Origin of the sequence: Halomicrobium mukohataei DSM 12286 (genome assembly GCF_000023965.1) — an archaeon.
GTDB lineage: Archaea > Halobacteriota > Halobacteria > Halobacteriales > Haloarculaceae > Halomicrobium > Halomicrobium mukohataei.
Map to the genome: position 1 here is coordinate 2,879,758 of NC_013202.1, position 21,429 is coordinate 2,901,186.

A 21,429-nucleotide genomic window follows, 5' to 3' on the forward strand; every position below is an offset into this window, starting at 1 on the left:
GGGTCGCTACGACTCGCGGACCGACTCGAGCAGGAGGCGCTGTTCGACCCGCTTGACCTCCTGTTGCACGTCGCGGACGGCGTCGACGTTGGCGCTGATCGAGGTGACGCCCTCGTTGACGAGGTAGCGGACCATCTCGGGCTTGGAGCCGGCCTGCCCGCAGATGCTCGTCGCCACGTCGTGCTCGCGGCAGGTCTCGATCGTGCGGCCGATCAGTTCGAGCACCGCCGGGTGAAGCTCGTCGAAGCGTCCCGCGACGGCCTCGTTGTTCCGGTCGACCGCGAGCGTGTACTGGGTGAGATCGTTCGTCCCGAACGAGGCGAAGTCGATCCCCGTCTCGCACAGTTGCTCGATGCCCAGCGCGCTGGCCGGCGTCTCGACCATCACCCCCCACGTTCGCTTGTCGGGGTCGATACCCGCCGCTTCGAGCAGCTGGCGGGCCTGCAACACGTCCTCGGCGTCGTTGACCAGCGGGAGCATGACCTCGACGTTGTCGTAGCCCAGATCGTACAGGCGAGCGATCGCGTCCAGCTCCAGCCGGAACGTCTCCGGCCGGTCGAGGCTCCGGCGGATCCCCCGATAGCCGAGCATCGGATTGTGCTCGGCGGGCTCGTTCTCGCCGCCGTCGAGCTGCCGGAACTCGTCGGTCGGGGCGTCCAGCGTGCGGACCCGGACCGGACGCGGGTAGAACGCCTCGGCGACGGTCCGAACGCCGTCGACGATCTCGTCGACGTAGGCCCGTTCGCCGTGGTCTTCGACGTAGCGTTCGGGCGTCTTGCTCGTCGAGAGGATCATGTGCTCGATCCGCAACAGGCCGACGCCGTCGGCACCGGTCGCGGCGGCCCGCTCTGCGGCCGCGGGGATCGAGACGTTGACCTTGATCTCGGTGCCCGTCATCGGCTTGGCAGCGAGGCCGGCGTCGGTGCCGTCGCCGACCGACGACGGCTCGGGCTCGTCGGCGGCAGCGGTCGCGCCGGGCTCGACGATCCCCTTGTCGCCGTCGATCGTCACGTCCTGGCCGTCCTGTAGCCGGTCGGTCCCGGCGTCGGTACCGACCACCGCGGGGACGCCAAGCTCGCGCGAGACGATCGCCGCGTGGCTGGTCATCCCGCCCTGGTCCGTGACGATCCCGGCGGCCCGCTCCATCGCCGGCACCATGTCCGGCGTCGTCATCTCCGTGACGATGATGTCGCCCGGTTCGACCTTGTCCAGCTGGTCGAGCTTGGAGACCAGCCGGACCGATCCGGCGACCTGGCCCGGACTCGCCCCCAGCCCGGAGACGAGGACGCCGTCCTGCTGGCCGGTCATCGCGCCGCCGTCGGCGACCCCGGCGTCGGTCCCGTCGGCAGCCCCGCCCTCGTCGATCGTCGTGATCGGCCGGGACTGGAGGAGATACAGCGTGTCGTCGGCGATCGCCCACTCGACGTCCTGGGGCGTCCCGTAGTGGTCTTCGACCCGCTCGCCCATCTCGACGAGCTGATCGAGCGTCTCGGTCCCCAGGACGCGCTGCTCGCGCTTGTCGTCCGGGACCGCTCGCTCGACGGTGTCGTCGCCGTCCCGGACGTGCATCACCTTCTTCTCGGCGACGGTGACTTCCTCGACCCGACCGCTCTCGCGGTCGACGACGTAGTTGTCCGGCGAGACCGCACCGGAGACGACCGCCTCGCCGAGTCCCCACGCGGCCTCGACGATGGCTCGCTCGGCTCCCGTCGAGGGGTGGCTCGTGAACAGCACGCCGCTCTCGTCGGCGTCGACCATCGCCTGGACGACGACCGCGATGTCGACCGCGTCGTGAGAGAAGCCCTGTTCCTGGCGGTAGTAGATCGCTCGCTGGGTGAACAGCGACGCCCAGCACTCCCGGACACGGTCGAGCAGGTCCGCCCGGCCGACGTTGAGAAACGTCTCCTGCTGGCCGGCGAAGGAGGCGTCCGGGAGGTCCTCCGCCGTCGCCGAGGAGCGGACCGCGACGACATCGTGGCCGAGGTCGTCGAACGCCACCAGCAGCTCGTCCCGGACCGAGTCTGGGACGGGGGTCTCCAGAATCAGCTCCTGTGCGTGCTCCGCTGCGGCCGCCAGTGCCTGAGAGTCGTCCGTGTCCACGTCGACAGTCTCGGACAGCGCCGCCTCGATACCGGTGTCCTGTACGAACGAGCGATACGTGTCGGCCGTAACGACGAACGCGGGCGGAACCGGGAGGCCAGCGCCCGCGAGTTCACCGAGAGATGCCGCCTTGCCGCCGACGCTGTCTACGTCGTCGGCCGTGATGTCGTCGAGCCAGCGTAGTGCCATGTGCGCGTTCGTACCATCATGAACGACCATTATGGTATTGCCGGTTCCGGCACGTTTCAGCGGGAGTCACTCGGATCCGAAGGAAGGTTTCGAGCCCGTCGAGAATGGGTCTCTGGACGCCCAAGCGGCGATCAGACCTCGATGATGTCGTCGTCCTCGCTGTCGGGAACGGTCAGCTCCCCGTCGAGCGTCGTCACCGCCCGCCCGCCGACACGCACGTCGTGGCCGTCGGTCACGACGCGGACGCGGCCGGGCCGATCGAGGAAGTGACCCTGTTCGACGACGATCTCCTCGCGCTCGCCGTCCAGCGCGTTGTGCCGGCGCAGATAGGCACACGCGGCCCCGGCGGCGGTCCCCGTGACGGGGTCCTCGGGGACGCCGGCCAGCGGGACGAACGCCCGCGCGTGGATCGTCGCGTCGCCGTCCAGCGTGTCGAAGGTAAAAGCGTAGAGCCCCTCGGCACCGACGGATTCACAGAGCGACTCGATCGCCGCCATGTCCGGCTGAGCGTCCCGCAGGTGCTCGAAGTAGTTCACCGGAGCGACGAGGAAGGGGAGGCCGCTCGAAGCGACCGAGAGCGGGAAGTCCGCGCCAACGTCCCGCAGCGTCGCCACGTCGATCCCCAGCGCGTCGGCCACGTCCTCGTCGGCCACGTCGGCGGGTCTCACCGTGGCGGTCGCCTGTTCCATCCAGACGGTGCCGTCGTCGTCGATCTCGATCTCGAACGTGCCCGCGGCCGTCGCCAGCGTGTGGGTCCCGGCGTCGAGCCGGTCGTGCTCGTAGAGGAGCGCGTGGGCGGCGACGGTCGCGTGTCCACAGAGGTCGACCTCACGTTCGGGCGTGAAGTACCGCAGCCGCCGGTCCGCCTCGTCGTCCGGCAGCACGAAGGCCGTCTCGCTGGCACCCAGCTCCGAAGCGATCTTGCCGAACTGCTCGTCGTCCAGTCCGTCCGCGTCCGGCACGACGCCCGCCGGATTGCCCGCCATCGGCTCGTCGGTGAAGGCGTCGACGAGCAGCGCCTGTCGCGTGTCCATGCCCGCTCAGACTCGCCGCCGGCAGTAAGGCTTGGTGGTCGACGGCCCGCCAGTCGCCGACGCCGATCGTGGGGCGGCAGTCGAACCGACGTTCGACGACGAGACCGACAGCGTTGTGTCCCTGCTGGACAGACTCCCGACCGTGTCGCTGCTCTCGATTTTCGCGACGGCGATCCTGCCGGTCGTCGCCGTCGCCGGTGCTGGCTATCTGCTGGGTCGGTTTCGGGACGTGGATCCCGGCGCGCTCAACACGGTCACCGTCTACGTGCTCGCGCCGGCACTCGTCGTCTACAGCTTCGCGACGACTCCGTTCCCCGCTGCGACGCTCGCACGCGTCGTCGTCGCAGTCACCGCCTTCTCGGCGGCGATGATCGCCGTCGCCGAGTCCGTCGGCCGACTCCAGGGCCAGACCGAGCCGCTGTTGGGTGCGTTCGTCCTCGTCGTCGCCTTCCCCAACGTCGGCAACTTCGGCATCCCGCTCTCGGAGTTCGCCTTCGGCGCGACCGGTCGCAGCACTGCGATTCTCGTCACGGCACTGCAGGGCGTCCTGCTGTACACCGTCGGCGTCTACATCGCCGCTCGTGGCGACGACGGGAGCCCGCTGAGCAGCATGAAGCGCGTCTTCTCGATCCCGCTGGTCTACGCCGTCGTCGGGACGCTCGCGGCCCGGTGGATCGGGGTCGTCCCGCCCGAGTCAAGCGCCGCGATGCAGACCATCGAGATGCTGGGCAACGCCTCGATCCCGGTCATGCTGCTCATCCTCGGAATCCGCCTGTCGAACGTCCGCGTCGACGAGACCGTGCGGCGGGTCGGCGTCGCCAGCGTGGCGAAACTCGCCCTCGCGCCGCTCGTCGGCGTCGGGATCGCACTCGCAGTCGGCTTTCGCGATCCCGTCGTCGCGCGGACGTTCGTCCTGCTCGCTGCCGCGCCGACGGCGGTGACCCCCGTCATCCTCGTCGGAGCGTTCAGCGGCGAGAGCGACGGCCTGTCGGCCGGTCAGTTCGTCAGCACGTCCGTGCTCGTGACGACGCTGGGCAGCGTCGTGACTGTCACGCTGCTGGTGGCCCTCCTCCAGTCCGGGGCGATCGTCTGACCGAGACTGGGGCTGACCGACCGCGCGGTCGTGTGCCGTCGACGGAGAAACGTCTGCAGTCGTCACGTGTGGACAGAGTGGCCACTGGAGCGGGCGTCGACGGCCCGCCGCAGGATCAGTGCCGGCCGTCGTCGCGGACGTAGGTGAGCGCGTCGAGGAACTGCTCGGTGTCGATGCGATCCTCGCGCTCTCGGAGGCGTTCGCGGAGCTTCGTCGGCGTCATGCGTGTTAACACCATACACAATACAGCTATTTAACACTTCCCGCGCCGCCGACTTCTCGATCGGGGCCCAGTCACGAGCGCGCAGCTATAGTAGCCATTGAAAATCAATGCACACCCGATCGCACGACGGCAGTGCGGTCGGTGTGTAAATCGTTTCAATTGTTACTATAGCGAGGTGGACTCGTCGAACGAGATCGACGCCGCGACGCGGGCGAGAAGCGCTAGTCGGCCAGTGCCTCTTCGGAGCCGGTCACGGCGCTCGGGTCCTGTATCCAGAGGTCCCCGAACAGTTCGTCTTGCTGGAGGCGGACCTGCCCGCGATGAGAGAGAAAGAGCAGTCCCAGGAACGTCTCGACCCGGGAGCCGCCGATCTGGTGAACCTCCCGAAACAGGACCTCCTCGCGGCCGGCGTCGTACTGCTCGCGCACCGCCTCGTACACCTCGTCGACGATCGCGTCGATGTCCTCGCCGTGGGTGTTGGCCGTCACCTCGTCGGCGGTCGGCTCGTCGTCCATCCGCACGTCTTCGGCCCCGCGGTAGTCCAGTTCCTGGGTCCCGCGCTGGAACCCCGACGGCGAGTCGCTCGTGTCGTAGCTGCGTGATTCTTTCCACCAGGAATCGCGCTCGGCCTCCCGGAGGTCTCGCACCAGTTCGTCCAGCGTCTGGGGCATCCCCCGTGCCCGACGGCGCTCCAGTCGGCGGTCCATCTCCTGCTCCAGCGAGGCGAAGGGGTCCGGCTCGTCGATGGGATCGTCGCCGGCCATCGCCGCCTCCCAGGGCTCGGCCGGCGGTTCTTCCTCGTCCTCGTCGGACAGCATCGCGTCGCTCTTCATGCGAATCAGCACCGACGCGTAGAACAGCGCCCGCCCGGAGGTCCGCAAGTCCGCCTCGTCGATCACTTCGAGGAACTTGTCGGTCACCCGCACCACGTCGATGTCCCACGGGTCGATTTCCCCCGCGTCAGCGAGCTGGACCAGCACCTCGACGGGCTCGACTTCCTCCTCGTCGTCTTCGTCGTCGGCCTCGCCGGCTTCGGCCGCCCCCGACTCGCCGTCCGAGTCGTCGCCTCCCGTGTCGAAGGGGTCTTCGGAGGTCCCAGACGGAGCCTCCCGATCTTCGTGTCCGGCGATGTTCAGGGGAATGTCGTCGTCACCGCCACTCCGCTCACGGGTCGCGTCGCTCCCCGTTCGCGTATCCGAGGACCGCTCCTCACTTCGTTCGTCGCGCCCCTCGCTGTCTCGCGGGTCGCGTCGTTCCCCGCTCAACGTTTTCGAGTCCCCCTCGTCCCGTCGGTCCTCGGGCGACTCGCTAGTCATCCGCCGGCACCTCCCCGATCTCCCCGGTGAGATCGATTCCGGTCACCGCGCTCACGTTGTCGTCTTGCATCGTCACGCCGATGGCCCGCTCGGAGCGGTCGAGCAGCGCCGAGCGGTGGGAGACGACGACGAACTGGGCGTCACCGGCGAGTTCGTCGACCATCTCGCCGACCAGTTCGGCGTTGGCGGCGTCGAGGAAGGCGTCGACCTCGTCCAGCGCGTAGAACGGCGCGGGGTTGTGCCGCTGGATCGCGAAGATAAAGGCCAGCGCCGTCAGGGACTTCTCGCCCCCGGACATGGCGTTGAGCCGCTGGATCGGCTTGTCGCCCGGCTGGGCCTTCATCGTCAGGCCGCCCTCGAAGGGGTCGGCCTCGTCTTCGAGGTGGAGGTGGCCCGTCCCGTTCGAGAGCCGTTCGAAAATGTCCTCGAACTGCTCGTTGATCTCGTCGAAGGCGTCCATGAACGTCGCCTTCTTGCGCTGCTCGTAGGTCTCGATCCGGTCGCGGATGCCGTCGGCCTCCTCGACGAGCGTCTCTTTCTTGTCTTCCAGCTCGTCTAAGTCCGCCTCGACGGCGTCGTACTCGTCGATCGCGCGCATGTTGACCGGCTCCAGTTCCTCCATCCGGGATTCGAGCCGACCGATCTGGGATTCGACGACGTGGTGATCCGGGATCTCGTCCGGATCGTAGTCGCCGACCTCGGCTTCGAGCTCGTCGATCTCCCAGTCGAGGCGCTCGCGCTCCTCGGTGGCGTCGTCGAGATCGCGTTCGAGTTCGCTGACCTTCGACTGCTGTTCGTCGCGTCGCTCTTTGGCGTCCTGTAGCTCCTCGCGAAGCTCCTCGCGCTCGCTTTTGAGGTCCGCCAGCTCGGCCTCCAGCTCCGCGACCTCGTCTTCTTTGGCGGCTTTCTGGGAGCGTTTCTCCTCGATCTCGGCTTCGAGTTCGGCGATCCGTTCCTCGGCCTCGGCTTTGCGGTTCTGTGCGGCTTCGATGTCCTCGTGGAGCTCCTCGATGTTGTCTTCGGCGTACTGCTTCTCCAGTTGGAGCTCGTTGAGGTCGGCGTCGAGGTCGCTCTCACGGCTCTCCAGTTCGTCGATCGCCTGTTTGATCCGGTCGGCCTCGTCGGTGAGCGCCGGCAGCTGCGAGTCGGCGACCTCCGCCTCCAGCTCGTCGATGTCCGCCTCGATGATGGCGATGGCCTCGTTCTGGCGGGCGATTTTCCCCTCCAGTACGTCCATCTCGTCGGAGACGTCCTCGCGTTCGGCCTCGATCTCCGCCAGTTCCGCCTCCAGGCGCTCGACGCGGTCGTGGGCGTCCTCGATGGCCGCCCGCTTGCGCTCGATCTCGGATTCGATCTCGCGGACCTGATCGTTCGCGTCGGTCTGTCGGTCGCGGGCGTCGTCGAGGCGCGCTTCCACGTCGCGAAGCTCCTCGCGGCGCTCCTGGCGTTCGTCTTCCAGCTCGTTGATCTTCGCTGCGACGCGTTCGAGCTGGCCCTGGCCGCCCGAGAAGGAGTATCGCGTGCCCGACGAGGACCCACCGGTCATCGCGCCGGAGGTCTCGACGAGATCGCCTTCGAGCGTGACCATCCGGAACTCGCCCATGAACTCGCGGGCGGTGTCCATGTCAGCGACGACGACGGTGTCGCCCAGCACGTAGGAGAAGATGCCCGCGTACTCGGGATCGAAGTCGACGAGGTTGTACGCGAAGTCGACGACGCCGCCGTGCTGGGGGAGGCTGGGCAACGACCGCTGGTGCATCTCCGTGATCGGCAGGAAGGTCGCGCGGCCGGCGTTGCGGGACTTCAGGTACTCGATGCCCCGTTGACCGACCGTGTCGTCGTCGACGACGACGTGTGCGAGCCGGCCACCGGCGGCGGTCTCGCAGGCGGTCGCGTAGTCGGGGTCGACGCCGCCGAGCTGGCCGACGGTGCCGTGGACGCCGTCCATGCCGGCGTTCAGGATCGTCGTCACCGCCCGGCCGTACGAGGAGTCACCGTCCTGCCCGGCCTTCGCTTCGAGGTTCGCGTACTCCTGTTGGAGCCCGCTGATCTCGTCTTCCAGCTCGTCGACGTCGCTCTGGAGTTCCCGTTTCTCCGCTGTGAGGTCCTCGACGACCTCGGTGATCGTCGCCGAGTTCTTCTGTGCTTTCTCCAGTTCCGTTTCGAGGTCCTCGATGTCGGCTTCGATGTCGGGAATTTCGGCCTCCGCGTCCTCGATCGCGTCGCGTTTCTCTCGCTGCTGGTTCGACCGGCGACGTGCGTCGTCGAGCAGGCGGTCCTGCTCGCGCTGGTGGTCGTTCTTCGCCGATTTGGCCGCTTCCAGCGCGGTCCGCTTTGCCTCTAGCTCCGACTTGACCTCCTCGAACTCCTCGCCGACCGCGTCGATCTTCGCCTGTACGTCCGCGAGTTCGGCCTCTCGCTCGTTGATCTCGGCTTTGACGTTCGACTTCTCGACTTTCGTCTGTCGGATCTCGCTCTCCAGATCGTCGATGGTCTCTTGCTTGCGGTCGATCTGGACGAACGCCTGCCGGCGCTCGTTCTCGGCGTCTTCGACCTTCTCCTCGGCGGTCGCGGCGCTGTCTTCGAGCCGCGAGATGTCGCCTTTGATCTCCTCTATCTCGCGTTTGATCGCCAGCTGTTCGTCCTCGCCCTTGCGCTCGATCTCGGTGTTGAGCGACTGGAGTTCGTCTTCGAGGCGGACGACCGCGCCCTGGCGTTCGTCGAGTTCGCGCTGGAGGTCCGCGAGTTCGTCTTCCAGCGCCCCGATCTCCTCGCGGATCTCCGCGCGCTCCTCGCGCTTGTCTTCGAGTTCCGCAGCCTTGCGATACCCCTCGTACTCCGCTTTCTCCTCGCGGAGTTCCTGGTACTGCAGGGCCGTCTCGCGTTCGTCGGCCAGCTGGTCGAGGCGCTCTCGTTTCTCCTCGATGCGGAGCTCGGCCTCGTCGATTCGCTCCTGGACGACCTCCAGTTCCTCGAAGGCGTCGGCTTTCTGCTCGTCGAACTGAGCGACGCCGGCGATCTCGTCGATGATCTCCCGGCGCGAGCCGGCCGTCATGTTGATGATCTCGGTCACGTCGCCCTGCATGACGACGTTGTACCCCTCCGGCGCGACGCCGGCCTGGGCCAGCAGGTCCTGGATGTCGCCGAGGTTGACCGAGCGGCCGTTGATGTAGTAGTACGAGTAGTAGTTGTCCTCGGTCTCCTTGACGCGGCGCTTGATCGAGATTTCGTCGACGTCGCCCACGTCTTCGGTGCCGGCCGCGTTGATCACCTGCGAGCGGTCGAGTGTCCGGTCCTCGTTCGCGAGGATGACCTCGACGCTGGCCTCGCGCTCCCCGCTGCCGTCGGTCTCCTCGTCGGCGTGGCCCGGATTGTAGATCAGATCCGTCAGTTTCTCGGCGCGGATGCCGGAGGTGCGGGCGAGTCCGAGCGCGAACAGAATCGAGTCGATGATGTTGGACTTGCCCGAGCCGTTGGGGCCGGTAACGACGGTAAAGTCCTCGTAGAAGGGGATCCGTGTCTTCCGGCCGAAACTCTTGAAGTTGTCAAGGACGAGCTCTTTGATGTGCATGGGGTCGCTCGTGGCCCAGCCTTACGCGACGATGATGTCGGAGTCAGACTCGGCCTCGCTTTCCTCTCGGTTGTGTTCGTCCTTACCGTCCGCTTGCTTAGTACTGTCGGCTACGGTCGTCTCACTCGTCGCTTCGGTGTCAGGTTCCGGCGCGGCGTCGTCTGGCTGCTCGTCGGCGTCGGTCGCCTTCGGCGCGAGGCCGATGTCCTCGTCGACCGCGCTCTCCAGTTCCCGCAGTCGGACCTTGCACTCGACGAGTTCGTCGGTGAGTCCTTCGACGGAGGCTTCCAGTTCTTTGACGCGCGCTTCGAGTTCCTCGACACGGTTGCCGCACATACCCAGCACCTGCCGGTCTGTCCACTTATACCTACGTCAGACATTGACAACGAGCGTGACAGGTCGCCGAACATACTACGGGCTGTAAATCTGTGAACGATTTCGCCACCCCGGGGTGGCGAAGATCTTCACGAAGTTACAGCCGGCAGTATCACGAAGTTACAGCCGGCAGTATCAGTCTGGCCGCCGCGGGACCTCGACAGAGAGCGTCATGACCCCGGAGAGGTCGATCTCGTCGCCGGGACCGATCCGGGTTCGCTCGCCGGGTCGAAGCCGCTCGCCGTTGCATCGGGTCAGCCCGTCCCCGCCGACGATCAGCGTGAAGCCGTGTTCGTCCCGGACGAAGCGTAGCTGGCCGTCGTCGATCCACTTCGCGTGCTCGGCCTCGTCGGCCCCGCGCAGCATCGCCCGGAGCTTCTCGTCGACGGTGTCTCCGTCGCCGACGACGACGCGCTGATTCCCGTACCCCAGCGCGAGCCGGCCCGGAACGGGACCGTTCCCGCGGGTGGCGGTGGTGGTCGTCGACGCTGTCGCCCCGGACGACTGCTGGGTGCCGCCGCTCGGCGACGACCCGCTCCCGGTCGAGGGAGTGGCGTCGCCGTCTGCGGGCTGGTCGGTGTCGTCGCTCGATCCGGCCCGGTGGTGGGCGGTCGCCTCGTCGTCGCTCGCTGTCGAACCGGAGACGGCGTCGCGGACGCGCCAGTTGGGCTGTGGGACCAGCGCGCTCGCCCGCCCTCGAAGCGCGGCCCCGTCGAGCCACCACGGCACGTCCGAGTCGGCGAGCACGTAGCGACGGACGCCGACGGCGAGCAACAGCAAGAGCGCCTGTGGAACGAAGGTGAAGTACTCCAGCAACGCGGGGGAGTCGTTTCCCTGCTGGACCGCCAGGGCCGGATCGACGCCACCCGCGACGCCGGTCGCCGCGGCCGTCAGCGCGACGACAGACAGCCCGATTCTCGTCCGTGGACGACGTGGATGGCTGGCGGTCGCCGTCGGAGCCAAGCGCCGGCCCCGGCGCTGGCTGTCCGCCCGCGGCCCGTCGTCCCGAGACGTGCTGTCCATGGTTCTCACCGACTACGGCAGTGCTGTTCGTCGGCGATGGACTGGCGTGACCGCCGACGAACGACCACTAATCGTCCGGTCGGGAAGCCTCATAGCGTTTGGGGCCGCCGAGCGAGGTGGCGTCCCGGAGGTCGTTAGCCTTTAGCCGCCCGCCACCGAACCGCGGGTAATGACTGCGCAAGCTGCCGAATCGCGCGAGCTCGCGACCGTCATCGGGCTCGAGGTGCACGTCCAACTCGAGACCGACACGAAGATCTTCTGTGGCTGTTCGACCGACAGCGGCGAGGAGCCAAACACCAACACCTGCCCCGTCTGTCTCGGGCTCCCCGGCGCGCTCCCGGTGCTCAACGAGGCGGCCGTCGAATCTGCCGTCAAGATCGGCAAGGCCATCGACGCTTCGATCCCCGAAGAGACGACGTTCCACCGGAAGAACTACTACTACCCCGACCTGCCGAAGAACTTCCAGATCACCCAGTACGACTCGCCGATCTGTCAGGACGGCGAGCTGGAGTTCTCTCACGAGGGGGACAGTCGCACCGTCGGCATCCGGCGTGCCCACCTCGAAGAGGACCCCGGCTCGATCAAGCACGTCCGCGAGGGCACCGGTCCGCTCGACTCGCGGACGACCGGGATCGACCGCGCGGACTACACGCTCGTCGACTACAACCGCGCTGGGACGCCGCTCATGGAGATCGTCACCCGGCCGGACTTCCGGGACCCCGTCGAGGTGCGGGCCTTCCTCGAAAAGCTGGAGGAGGTCCTCGAATACCTGGGCGTGTTCGACGCCACCCGCGACGGCAGCCTACGCATCGACGCGAACCTCTCGCTGATCGACGCCGAGGACGTGAACGACGACGGGAGCATCGACGAGGCCGTGCTCGAAGCGGCGAACCGCACCGAAGTCAAGAACATCTCCAGTCACAAGGGCGCGGAGACGGCGCTGGCCTTCGAGGCCTCCCGCCAGAAGAAGCTCGTCCAGTCGGGCCGCGAGGTCGCCCAGGAGACCCGGCACTTCAACGAGACCCACGGCAACACCGTCGGGATGCGCTCGAAGGAAGAGGAGAAAGACTACCGCTACTTCCGCGAGGCCGATCTCCCGCCGCTCCGGGTCAGCCACTGGAAAGAAGAGATCGACATTCCGGAGCTGCCCGACGCCCGCCGGGACCGCTTCGTCTCGGAGTACGACCTCAGCGAAGAGGCCGCCTCGAAGCTCACATCGACGAAGCAGGTCGCCGACTTCTTCGAGGCCGTCGCCGAGCGCTTCGACGCCGATCTGGCGGCGACGTGGGTCGCTGACGAGCTGCTGGGCGAACTGAACTACCGCGACATGCTGATCACGGACGTCGAGGACCGCTTCGACGAGATCGAACGCCTCGTCGAACTCGTCGCCGACGACGAGATCACCGCCAAGAACGCAAAGGAGACGGTCCTCCGAGAGATGCTCGACGAGGGCGACGATCCCGACGCGATCGTCGACAGCGAGGGGCTGGGCAAGACCAGCGGCGACGCGGTCCAGCAGGCCGTCGAGGCCGCCATCGAGGAGAACCCCGACGCCGTCGCCGACTACGAGGACGGCGACGACGGCGCGATCAACTTCCTCGTCGGCCAGGTCATGGGCAAGACCGGCGGCAGCGCCGACCCGGGCGACGTGAACCAGCTGTTGCGGGCGGAGTTAGATGGCTAGGCGGCTTCGGAAGCCGTGTCCTCGGCCCGACACCGATGACATCCGAACGACTGTGTCGCCAGAGTAACTAAGCGCCAGCCCCACAGGAACACAACAACCACATGCAACAGTATCTCGATCTCGTCGATTCGACGCTTCGCGGTGGGACCTACAAGCCCAATCGAACGGGCGTCGACACGGTCGCGTCGTTCAGCCAGCACTACGAAGTCGATCTCGCCGAGGGGTTCCCCCTGCTGACGACCAAGGACCTCTCTGGCTTTCGGTGGAACTCGCTGATCCACGAGCTGCTGTGGTACCTCTCGGGCGAGGAGCACATCCGAGAGCTACGAGAGGAGACCGGGATCTGGGACGCCTGGGCCGACGAAGAGGGCCACCTCGACACCGCCTACGGTCGGTTCTGGCGGCGCTACCCGATCCCAGACGACGACGCCCGACTCCCCGGCGAGAGCTGGCCCGACGACGCCCACCGCTGGGTCAACGACGACGGGACGTTCGACCAGCTCGCCTACGTGATAGACCAGCTCGAAGAGAACCCCCGCTCTCGCCGGCTCGTCGTCAACGCCTGGCACCCGGCGAACGCGACGGTCTCGACGCTGCCGCCCTGTCACTACACGTTCGTGTTCAACGTCCAGGGCGGTCGCCTGAACGTCCACCTGACCCAGCGCTCGGGCGACATCGCGCTGGGAGTCCCCTTCAACGTCGCCGCGTACTCGTTGCTGGCCCAGGCCGTCGCTCAGCGCACCGACTTCGAACTGGGCTCTTTCGCCCACACCATCGTCGACGCCCACGTCTACTGCGGGGCGGGCGCTCGGGGCGAGTGGTACGCCGACAACCTCGACGGGCTACAGGAACGACTCCAGCACGTCGACGCGAAGGAGGACTACCGCGCGGTCCGGGAGTGGCTCGAATCGACCGCACCGGCCGAGGACGACGGACACGAGGGGTACGACCACGTGCCAGGCCTGCTCGAACAGTGCGCTCGCGAACCCCGTAAACGCCCGACCATGGAGATCGCCGACACGCCCCTCGACGACCTGACCTACGACGACTTCGAACTGCACGGCTACGATCCCGCGCCGGGGATCTCCTTCTCGGTGGCCGAGTGATGGCGGCCGAGGGAACCGACGCCGAGACCGACATCGAGATCGTGCTCGTGGCCGCCGTCGCCGAGAACGGCGTCATCGGAACGGACGGCGAGCTGCCCTGGCACTACTCAGAGGACCTCGCACACTTCAAGGAGACGACGATGGGCCACCCGGTCGTGATGGGGCGACGGACCTTCGAGGGGATCGTCGCGGACCTCGGCGAGCCGCTGCCCGGCCGAACGAACGTCGTCCTGACGAGCCAGCGGCGTGACTTTCCGGACGGTGCCGTCGGCGCGGGGTCGCTCACGGCGGCGGTCGGCGCGGCCCGCGAGACCGGTAGCGAGACCGCCTACGTCGTCGGCGGCGCGACCGTCTACGAGCAGTTCCTGCCCGACGCCGACCGCCTCGTCCTGACGGAGGTCCACGACCAGTACGAGGGCGACACGTACTTCCCCGAAGTGGCGTGGGACGACTGGCGAGAGGCGTCTCGGGACGACCGTGGGGAACTCTCCTTCGTCGAGTACGTTCGTCGGGAGTAGCGGGCGCTCATACGGATGATTGTAGTTGCGTACCGGTGACCGTCGCCAGGGGGGAGACGATCACCGGTCTATCGCGACAATAATCCGTATCACTCTCGGGTCGCGCGGTCGCCGCCGACCGGCACTTCGCCGTCGTCCGTCGACGCGCTCGCTGCGGGATCGCGCCGGAGGAGCCAGGCGAACAGGCCGGCAGCGAGCAGTTCGACGCTCTTGATGACGCCCTCGATCGGCGTCGTGACGTAGTGATCGTAGATCGTGTAGAGGACGCCGCCGTGGGTGTGGCCGCCGGTCTCGGGTGCCGGCAAGCCGGTGAGGAAGGCACCGTGGCCCGTCTGGTGCCAGGCGACCCAGGCGAGGAAGGAAAGCACCATCAGTCCGGCTCCGGCGAGATAGCCCCGGCGGACGGTGAGGTAGTCCCGCGTCACGAGGTAGGGGCCGGCCAGCAACACGAGCGCGAAGGCGACGAAGAGAAACGGGCGTGGATCGGGGATCAGGCCGCGGCTCGCGAGCGAGCCGAGTCCCTGGAGGTAGACGAGCATTCGCGGGAACCCCCACCAGAGGTGGTAGGCGGCAGTGACGAACACGAGCCCGGCGGCGACGGCGCGGGCGATCCTGACCGATCGGTCCATGGTCGACGTTGCCACTCGTCCGAAATGAGTCCGTCGAAGCGAACTCCGGGCGAGACCGAAGCCTACACCACCCCCGCCGCTAAATCGGAGACCAATGAGTGAGATGACAGTCTACGAGGATCGGCTCGCCCGCCAGATGGACCGCGGGGAGTTCGTCCTCGCGGTCGTCACGGCGACGAAGCCAGACTTCTACAAGCAAGCGCCGGTCGTCGACGCCGCCCGCGAGCGGGGCCTGCCCTGTTTCGTCCTCCACACCGGCCAGCACTACGACGACGTGCTCGGCCACGGGCTGGCGGAGTACGACCTCGAAGACCGGATCGCGGTCGACCTGGGCATCCGCGGCGGGCTCTCGGAGAAGACCGCGCAGGTCCACGAGCGCATCAGCGAGCTGGCCGACCGACTCGAACAGTGGGAGGACACGACCGTGTTGCCGCTGGTCCACGGCGACACCCACGCCGCTGGCATCGTCCCCCAGGCCTGGCAGTTCGCCACCAACCAGGCGGTCGCCCACAACGAGGCCGGACTGCGCGGCATGTCGCCGGACTTCGACTTCGACGCCGACCCCGCTGCGACCGTCGAGGCCCAGTGGGAGGGCGAGTGGTCGCTCAACCGCGCCGAACCCTTCCCCGAGCAGTACGACACCTTCGTCGGTTCGGCGGCCTCACACTATCACTTCGCACCGGTCGATCTGAACCGCGAGCACCTCGAAAGCGAGGGGTACCCCACCGCGGTCGACGGCCGCGAGCGGATCCCCGTCGTCGGCAACTCCGTCGTCGACGCCATCGCCCAGAAGACCGACGCCGACCTCGAAGAGAGCATCTTCGACATCTACCCGGTCCTGGCGGAACGCGACGACTGGATTCGGGTGGACATCCACCGCCGGGCGAACCTCCTGCCCGAGCGGTTCAGCGCCATCGTCGAGGCCGTGATCGGCCTCGTCGAAGCTGGCTACAACGTCAACTTCCTCGAACTCACCGCGACCAGGAAGGCCCTCGAAGAGTACGGCTACCGCGAGCGCCTGCTCGCGCTGGAAGCCGAGCGCGAGAACTTCCTCTTTACCGGGCTCTGGAAGAAGCACGCCCACGTCTACGAGTTCCTCCAGTCCGGTCAGTGCCTCGCGGAACTGACCGACTCGGGGAGTATGCAAGAAGAGCTCAACGTCATCGACGAGACGATCTGTCTCACCGCGCGCTTCAACACGGACCGGCCCGAGACGGTCTTCGACGCGGAGACGAACCTCCTCGTACCGCCGGTTTCGGGCGAGTACATGACCGAGATGGTCGAGTACGTCGTCGAGACCGACGACGTGCGCGAACGGCTCCAGTCCGGCGAGACCATCTACGGCGAGAACCCCGCCGAGCAGATCGTCGCGTTCCTCGACGACCGCCGCGACGACGTGCCCTTCGACTGGGCTCACGATCGCGTGGGCTTCGAGACCGGAGCCGCCGACTTCGAGTATCTGTAGCACCGGCCTGCGAGCGGCGAGGGCGTTCGTCGGATCGGCTTCGTTCGAGGGCAGACTCGCGTCCGGGCGCGCGCTCGACGCACGGGGCCGCCCACGCGTCCGCAACCGCACTCACACACGCGCTATCGCCCAGATTCTGGCGAAAGCCTTTAGAACACAGTCGGCCGTACCCGGAGATATGATCGAACGGTCTGGTGATGGCGCGTGGAACTGATCATCACCGAAAAGGAGAACGCCGCCCGCCGCATCGCGGAGATTCTCAGCGACGGCGCTGCGACCGCCGAGCGCGAGAACGGCGTCAACGTCTACCGCTGGGGGACCAAACGCTGCATGGGGCTGTCGGGACACGTCGTCGGCGTGGACTTCCCGCCGGAGTACTCCGACTGGCGCGACGTCGAGCCGGCGGAGCTGGTCGCGGCAGACGTGGTCAAGTCCGCGACCCAGGAGAACATCGTCGCGACCCTGCGCAAGCTGGCCCGCAGGGCCGACGAGGCGACGATCGCGACGGACTACGACCGCGAGGGGGAGCTGATCGGCAAGGAGGCGTACGAACTGATCCGCGAAGAGACCGACGTGCCCGTCGATCGCGTGCGGTTCTCCTCGATCACCGACCGCGAGGTCCGGGAGGCCTTCGCCAACCCCGACGAGATCGACTTCGACCTCGCCGCCGCCGGTGAGGCCCGACAGGTGATCGACCTCGTGTGGGGCGCGGCGCTGACTCGGTTCCTCTCGCTGTCGGCCCGACAGCTCGGCGACGACTTCATCTCGGTCGGCCGCGTCCAGTCCCCGACGCTGAAGCTGATCGTCGACCGCGAGCGCGAGATCCAGGCGTTCGATCCCGAGGACTACTGGGAGATATTCGGCGACCTCCAGGGCGACGACGCCGCCTTCGAGGCTCAGTACTTCTACGACGACGACGGCAGCGAGGCCGAGCGCGTCTGGGACGAGGCGACCGCCGAATCCGTCTACGAGGACCTGGCCGCGCTCGACGCCGCGACGGTCACGTCCGTCCGCGAGCGGACCCGCACCGACGCGCCACCGGAGCCGTTCAACACCACCGCCTTCATCTCCGCCGCGGGCTCGCTTGGCTACTCGGCCCAGCGGGCGATGAGCCTCGCAGAGGAGCTGTACACCGCCGGCTACATGACCTACCCCCGGACGGACAACACGGTCTATCCCGAGGACCTGGAGCCCGACGAACTGCTGGACGAGTTCGTCGGCAGCTCGACCTTCGGCGAGGACGCCGAGTCGCTGCTCGAACAGGACGAGATCGTCCCCACCGAGGGCGACGAGGAGACGACCGACCACCCGCCGATCCACCCGACCGGGGAACTCCCCCCGCGGGGCGAGCTGGACGACGACGAGTGGGAGATCTACGAGCTCGTCGTCCGGCGCTTCTTCGCGACGGTCGCCGAGCCCGCGAAGTGGGCCCACCTCCGGGTGGTCGCCGAGGCTGCTGGCCACTCGCTGAAGGCCAACGGCAAGCGCCTGCTCGAACCGGGCTACCACGCCGTCTACCCCTACTCCTCGGCCAGCGAGAACGTCGTCCCGGCCGTCTCCGAGGGCGACGCGCTGACGATGAGCGACGTGAGCCTCGACGCCAAACAGACCCAGCCACCGCGTCGCTACGGGCAGTCCCGCCTCATCAAGAAGATGGAAGACTTCGGGCTGGGCACGAAGAGCACGCGACACAACACCATCGAGAAGCTGTACGACCGGGGGTACATCGAGGGCGACCCGCCGCGGCCGACGACCCTGGCCGAGGCCGTCGTCGAGGCCGCAGAGGAGTTCGCCGACCGGATCGTCAGCGAGGAGATGACCGCCCAGATGGAGGCCGACATGTCCGCGATCGCGAGCGGCGAGGCCACGCTGGACGAGGTCACCGCGGAGTCCCGCGAGATGCTCGATCGGGTGTTCGAGGAGCTGGCCGACTCCCGCGAGGAGGTCGGCGACTACCTCCAGGAGTCGCTGAAAGCCGACAAGACGCTCGGTCCCTGTCCGGAGTGTGGCGAGGACCTGCTCGTGCGTCGCTCGCGACAGGGGTCGTACTTCGTCGGCTGTGACGGCTTCCCCGAGTGTCGCTTTACCCTCCCGCTGCCGTCGACCGGCGAGCCGCAGGTCCTCGACGACAGCTGCGAGGACCACGGCCTCAACCACGTGAAGATGCTGGCCGGTCGCGACACCTTCGTCCACGGCTGTCCCCGCTGCGAGGCCGAGAAGGCCGACGAGACCGACGACGAGGTGATCGGAGCCTGTCCCGAGTGTGGGGAGGGCGCTGCTCCGGAGGAGCAACGAGGCGAAGGCGGTGATAGCGAGGCGCAAAGCGCCTCGGACCATTCGAGCGGGCAAAGCCCGCGAGAAGAAACCGCCGAAGCGCACGGCGGGAAGCTGGCGATCAAGCGCCTGCGCTCCGGCTCGCGACTCGTGGGCTGTACTCGCTATCCCGACTGCGAGTACTCGCTGCCGCTGCCGCGAAACGGCGACATCGTGGTCGGCGAGGACCGCTGTGCGGAACACGATCTGCCCGAGATCTCGATCGTCGACGACGAGGACGACGACGATCCCTGGGAGCTTGGCTGTCCGATCTGCAACTACGCCGAGTACCAGGCCCGCAACGCGATCGACGACCTCGAAGATCTGAACGGCATCGGCGGCGCGACCGCCGAGAAGCTCGCCGCCGTCGGCATCGACGAGCCCGCCGACCTCCGGGCGGTCGAACCCGACGAGATCGCCGCCAACGTCCAGGGCGTGTCGGCCAGCCAGATCGAGGACTGGCAGGCCGAACTGGCGGACTGAGGAGCGCACGGCGACGGGGACGCAGTCACGAAGGGTCTCGTTTTCGCACAGCTACCAGATCCGGCGGAGCCGCAATTCGTCACGCGTTCCGCTAGATCCACTCATACGGAAAGTTGTAGGTCTTTACCAGATCGACCGCACGCCGTCGTGCGGTCGACTGGGTAAACGCCTACAACCGTCCGTATCACAGAACGATTCGAAGTCGTTGGCACCGGCACCACCGGCGATATCCCGGAGCGTCCCGATCGGAACCTCATCGTGTAACGGGACCGTCACCTGTCGGCGATCGTCCTCGCAGGGGACGACGATCACCTCGTCGCACTCGCCGTAGCTGTCGCGGACGGTGCAGGTGTAGGACCCGTCGTCGTGGACTGCCTCGACGGTGGTGAGTTCGCGCTCCGAGCATCTACGAGTCGTGTTTGTCGGCGGACGTGAAATGTCTGCGAGACGTATCCGGCGACGGTGACGGGTCATACGGAACGTTGTCGTTGCGTACCGGCGAGCGTCGCCACGGGGGAGACGCCCACCGGAACATTCCGACAACCGTCCGTATCACTCTCCGACGGGGGCGTCAGCCTCCCCGGTCGCCGCCTCGTCGGGCGGGTCCCCGTCGGGCTGTGGCATCGAGCCGAGTCCGTGCGCGGTCGTCACCATTGCGGTGACGCGGTCGCCGTGGGCGAGCTCCGAGAGGCCCACGCGGACGAGATGGATGGCCGCGATCAGCAACAGCGGACCGAAGAAGACGCCGTACCAGCTGAACAGCAGCCCGCCGAAGATGTAGGAAAACATCATCGCCCCTCTGTGGGTACTCTGCCCGGCGAAGACCGGCCGAACGATCATGATGGGGAACAGATCGAGAACGAGCAGCGCCACGACGGCCACGGCGACGGGGAACCAGATCGTCGCCGGGTCCGACTCGATCGCGGCCAGCCCGAGGTACACCGTCACCGGGACGTACACGATCTTCCCCACGACGATGGGGACGAGCGTCGCCGCGCCCGTCAGGAGCGCGAGGACGTTGGGGATGGGGATCTTCAGCCCCGGCGGGGCGATCACGTTGAGGCCGTTGTAGACGCCCAGGGCGAGCAGCGCGACGACGACCACGGTGCGGACGTTCCCGAAGTACACCACCTGGAAGTCGCGATCGACCAGCGTCGCGTAGAGCCACAGGGCCGACTCCTCGCCGACCTCCTCGCGGAGCCACGTCGCAATGTGCTCCCCGTCCCGGAGCAGATAGAACGCGATGGCGATCCCCAGCGCGAGATGCAGGAAGAACGTCGACACCGGCCCCAGAACGTCCCCGCCGGTACTGACGATCTCGTTGATCGACGCCGCGTCGAACGACGACACGTACGTCGCGGGATCGGCGACCGCCCGCTCCAGTTCCGCGGCGGGGATCGGCAGGAACCAGGCGACGACCTCCGCACCTGCTCCGGCGGACCGCTCGAGTTCCTTGATGCCGAGAAACAGGAGGTAGCCGGTCACCGCGAGAAACGGGATCTCGAACGCGAACAGCGCGCCCGCCGCAGCGAATCCGGGACGGTCGACGACGCGTCGCAGTCGACGATAGACAGGCCGGGCCGCGTAGTAGATGAATATCCCGAAGACGAACGTCCCGATATACGAGTACACCACCAGCCCGAGCGTGCCGACGAGAGCGGCAGTGAGGGTCCACCAGAGCACCCGCGATCGGTCGAACTCCGTCTTCTCGATCATCCCGACGGACTCCCGGCGTGTCGGGTGGCCCTCGTCGGCGCACGACCCGCGTCTCCTCCCGGTCCGCTTCCCTCGCCAGCCGACCGGGGGCGGACGAACTGACGGCCCTCGGGGTCCCGGTCCCAGCGCTGACGGGCCACCGTGGTGCTACTCATTCGTCCCCCCGGAGCGATCGATGCGTGATTCTTCCACGGCAGACCGTGTGGTACGCACCCAGATAAGAGATGGGGCCGATTTCTCGGCGGTGTTCAGAGAAGCGACTGCGCTGGCTGAGTTGCAGACACCGAACGCCCTCGCGTCGCTCGGCTGCGGTGAACCGCTCGCTTCGCTTGCGGGCTACTCGCCGACCGCTTCCTCGATGATCTCGATTTCCTCGTCGGTGAGCCCGTACAGTTCGTAGACGATCTCGTCGATCAGATCGTCCGTCTTCTCGATCTTCGCCTCCAGTTCTGCGGCGCGCTCGTCGTAGTTGTCGCGGACGGTGCAGGTGTAGGGCCCGCCGTCGTGGACCCTGTCGACCGTGGTGAGTTTGCGCTCCGAGCATCTCGGGGCTTCGTTCATCGGTGTTGGGCAAGTGTCTATTGCCCACGG

At 67.3% G+C, this 21,429-nt stretch carries 15 protein-coding genes and 1 pseudogene; 6 read left to right on the forward strand and 10 right to left on the reverse strand.

All coding sequences use genetic code 11. The annotated features are described in order from the left end of the window. Nucleotides 1-6: 6 nt before the first annotated feature. Both ppsA and HMUK_RS14535 read right to left on the reverse strand, forming a co-directional pair. Nucleotides 7-2,289: a phosphoenolpyruvate synthase gene (gene ppsA / locus HMUK_RS14530; RefSeq protein ID WP_015763944.1), complete on the reverse strand. Its 2,283-nt coding sequence runs from the start codon at nucleotides 2,287-2,289 to the stop codon at nucleotides 7-9. 131 nt (nucleotides 2,290-2,420) lie between these two features. Then, nucleotides 2,421-3,323 (reverse strand): PhzF family phenazine biosynthesis protein, encoded by a 903-nt coding sequence (locus HMUK_RS14535; protein WP_015763945.1) that lies wholly within the window; start codon nucleotides 3,321-3,323, stop codon nucleotides 2,421-2,423. A gap of 142 nt (nucleotides 3,324-3,465) precedes the next feature. On the opposite strand from HMUK_RS14535, the gene HMUK_RS14540 reads away from it, so the two are divergent. Next, nucleotides 3,466-4,416, forward strand: coding sequence for an AEC family transporter (locus tag HMUK_RS14540; protein ID WP_049940905.1), 951 nt, complete (start codon nucleotides 3,466-3,468; stop codon nucleotides 4,414-4,416). Between the two features lie 444 nt (nucleotides 4,417-4,860). Here the strand turns inward: HMUK_RS14540 and HMUK_RS14545 are convergent, their stop codons facing one another. The 4 genes from HMUK_RS14545 to HMUK_RS14560 all read right to left on the reverse strand — a co-directional run bounded on the left by HMUK_RS14545 (nucleotide 4,861) and on the right by HMUK_RS14560 (nucleotide 10,924). Then, a complete protein-coding gene (locus tag HMUK_RS14545) occupies nucleotides 4,861-5,955 on the reverse strand; it encodes a segregation/condensation protein A (protein WP_015763948.1) in 1,095 nt (364 codons plus the stop codon). After that, on the reverse strand, nucleotides 5,948-9,526 hold the full coding sequence (gene smc, locus HMUK_RS14550; RefSeq protein ID WP_015763949.1) for a chromosome segregation protein SMC: 3,579 nt from the start codon (nucleotides 9,524-9,526) through the stop codon (nucleotides 5,948-5,950). The genes HMUK_RS14545 and smc overlap by 8 nt, the downstream gene beginning before the upstream one ends. 21 nt (nucleotides 9,527-9,547) lie before the next feature. Continuing rightward, nucleotides 9,548-9,862, reverse strand: coding sequence for a DUF7518 family protein (locus HMUK_RS14555; RefSeq protein WP_015763950.1), 315 nt, complete (start codon nucleotides 9,860-9,862; stop codon nucleotides 9,548-9,550). Nucleotides 9,863-10,036: 174 nt separating this feature from the next. After that, entirely contained in the window at nucleotides 10,037-10,924 is an 888-nt protein-coding gene (locus HMUK_RS14560) for a hypothetical protein (protein WP_015763951.1), read from the reverse strand. Nucleotides 10,925-11,093: 169 nt separating this feature from the next. On the opposite strand from HMUK_RS14560, the gene gatB reads away from it, so the two are divergent. The 3 genes from gatB to HMUK_RS14575 all read left to right on the forward strand — a co-directional run bounded on the left by gatB (nucleotide 11,094) and on the right by HMUK_RS14575 (nucleotide 14,232). Then, nucleotides 11,094-12,608: an Asp-tRNA(Asn)/Glu-tRNA(Gln) amidotransferase subunit GatB gene (gene gatB / locus HMUK_RS14565; RefSeq protein ID WP_015763952.1), complete on the forward strand. Its 1,515-nt coding sequence runs from the start codon at nucleotides 11,094-11,096 to the stop codon at nucleotides 12,606-12,608. 101 nt (nucleotides 12,609-12,709) lie between these two features. Continuing rightward, nucleotides 12,710-13,714, forward strand: a complete 1,005-nt coding sequence (gene thyA, locus HMUK_RS14570) for a thymidylate synthase (protein WP_015763953.1) — start codon at nucleotides 12,710-12,712, stop codon at nucleotides 13,712-13,714. Next, nucleotides 13,714-14,232 carry a dihydrofolate reductase gene (locus tag HMUK_RS14575; RefSeq protein WP_015763954.1) on the forward strand — a complete coding sequence of 173 codons (519 nt, stop codon included), beginning with the start codon at nucleotides 13,714-13,716 and terminating at the stop codon, nucleotides 14,230-14,232. The genes thyA and HMUK_RS14575 overlap by 1 nt, the downstream gene beginning before the upstream one ends. A gap of 89 nt (nucleotides 14,233-14,321) precedes the next feature. On the opposite strand, the gene HMUK_RS14580 is transcribed toward HMUK_RS14575, so the two are convergent. Continuing rightward, a complete protein-coding gene (locus HMUK_RS14580; protein WP_015763955.1) occupies nucleotides 14,322-14,861 on the reverse strand; it encodes a hypothetical protein in 540 nt (179 codons plus the stop codon). A gap of 94 nt (nucleotides 14,862-14,955) precedes the next feature. Here HMUK_RS14580 and HMUK_RS14585 point away from each other — a divergent pair, with 94 nt between their 5' ends. Both HMUK_RS14585 and HMUK_RS14590 read left to right on the forward strand, forming a co-directional pair. Next, nucleotides 14,956-16,326 (forward strand): UDP-N-acetyl glucosamine 2-epimerase, encoded by a 1,371-nt coding sequence (locus HMUK_RS14585; RefSeq protein ID WP_015763956.1) that lies wholly within the window; start codon nucleotides 14,956-14,958, stop codon nucleotides 16,324-16,326. 204 nt (nucleotides 16,327-16,530) lie between these two features. Beyond that, the gene (locus tag HMUK_RS14590) at nucleotides 16,531-19,122 is read left to right on the forward strand and encodes a DNA topoisomerase I (RefSeq protein WP_015763957.1); all 2,592 of its coding nucleotides are present in this window, start codon (nucleotides 16,531-16,533) and stop codon (nucleotides 19,120-19,122) included. A 123-nt stretch (nucleotides 19,123-19,245) separates the two neighbouring features. Here HMUK_RS14590 and HMUK_RS17930 read toward each other — a convergent pair whose 3' ends face one another. The 3 genes and pseudogenes from HMUK_RS17930 to HMUK_RS17935 all read right to left on the reverse strand — a co-directional run. Beyond that, nucleotides 19,246-19,596, reverse strand: a complete 351-nt coding sequence (locus HMUK_RS17930) for a type II toxin-antitoxin system HicA family toxin (protein WP_015763958.1) — start codon at nucleotides 19,594-19,596, stop codon at nucleotides 19,246-19,248. A gap of 78 nt (nucleotides 19,597-19,674) precedes the next feature. After that, nucleotides 19,675-20,838 carry an AI-2E family transporter gene (locus tag HMUK_RS14600; RefSeq protein WP_015763959.1) on the reverse strand — a complete coding sequence of 388 codons (1,164 nt, stop codon included), beginning with the start codon at nucleotides 20,836-20,838 and terminating at the stop codon, nucleotides 19,675-19,677. A 336-nt stretch (nucleotides 20,839-21,174) separates the two neighbouring features. After that, nucleotides 21,175-21,372, reverse strand: a pseudogene (locus HMUK_RS17935) (restriction endonuclease); the annotation flags it as partial. Nucleotides 21,373-21,429 lie beyond the last annotated feature (57 nt).

Coding starts and splice junctions, on each gene's coding strand:
- ppsA (WP_015763944.1), bottom strand. CDS start 2,289: ATGGCACTACGCTGGCTCGACGACATCACGGCCGACGACGTAGACAGC.
- HMUK_RS14535 (WP_015763945.1), bottom strand. CDS start 3,323: ATGGACACGCGACAGGCGCTGCTCGTCGACGCCTTCACCGACGAGCCG.
- HMUK_RS14545 (WP_015763948.1), bottom strand. CDS start 5,955: ATGACTAGCGAGTCGCCCGAGGACCGACGGGACGAGGGGGACTCGAAA.
- smc (WP_015763949.1), bottom strand. CDS start 9,526: ATGCACATCAAAGAGCTCGTCCTTGACAACTTCAAGAGTTTCGGCCGG.
- HMUK_RS14555 (WP_015763950.1), bottom strand. CDS start 9,862: ATGTGCGGCAACCGTGTCGAGGAACTCGAAGCGCGCGTCAAAGAACTG.
- HMUK_RS14560 (WP_015763951.1), bottom strand. CDS start 10,924: ATGGACAGCACGTCTCGGGACGACGGGCCGCGGGCGGACAGCCAGCGC.
- gatB (WP_015763952.1), top strand. CDS start 11,094: ATGACTGCGCAAGCTGCCGAATCGCGCGAGCTCGCGACCGTCATCGGG.
- thyA (WP_015763953.1), top strand. CDS start 12,710: ATGCAACAGTATCTCGATCTCGTCGATTCGACGCTTCGCGGTGGGACC.
- HMUK_RS14575 (WP_015763954.1), top strand. CDS start 13,714: ATGGCGGCCGAGGGAACCGACGCCGAGACCGACATCGAGATCGTGCTC.
- HMUK_RS14580 (WP_015763955.1), bottom strand. CDS start 14,861: ATGGACCGATCGGTCAGGATCGCCCGCGCCGTCGCCGCCGGGCTCGTG.
- HMUK_RS14585 (WP_015763956.1), top strand. CDS start 14,956: ATGAGTGAGATGACAGTCTACGAGGATCGGCTCGCCCGCCAGATGGAC.
- HMUK_RS17930 (WP_015763958.1), bottom strand. CDS start 19,596: ATGACCCGTCACCGTCGCCGGATACGTCTCGCAGACATTTCACGTCCG.
- HMUK_RS14600 (WP_015763959.1), bottom strand. CDS start 20,838: ATGATCGAGAAGACGGAGTTCGACCGATCGCGGGTGCTCTGGTGGACC.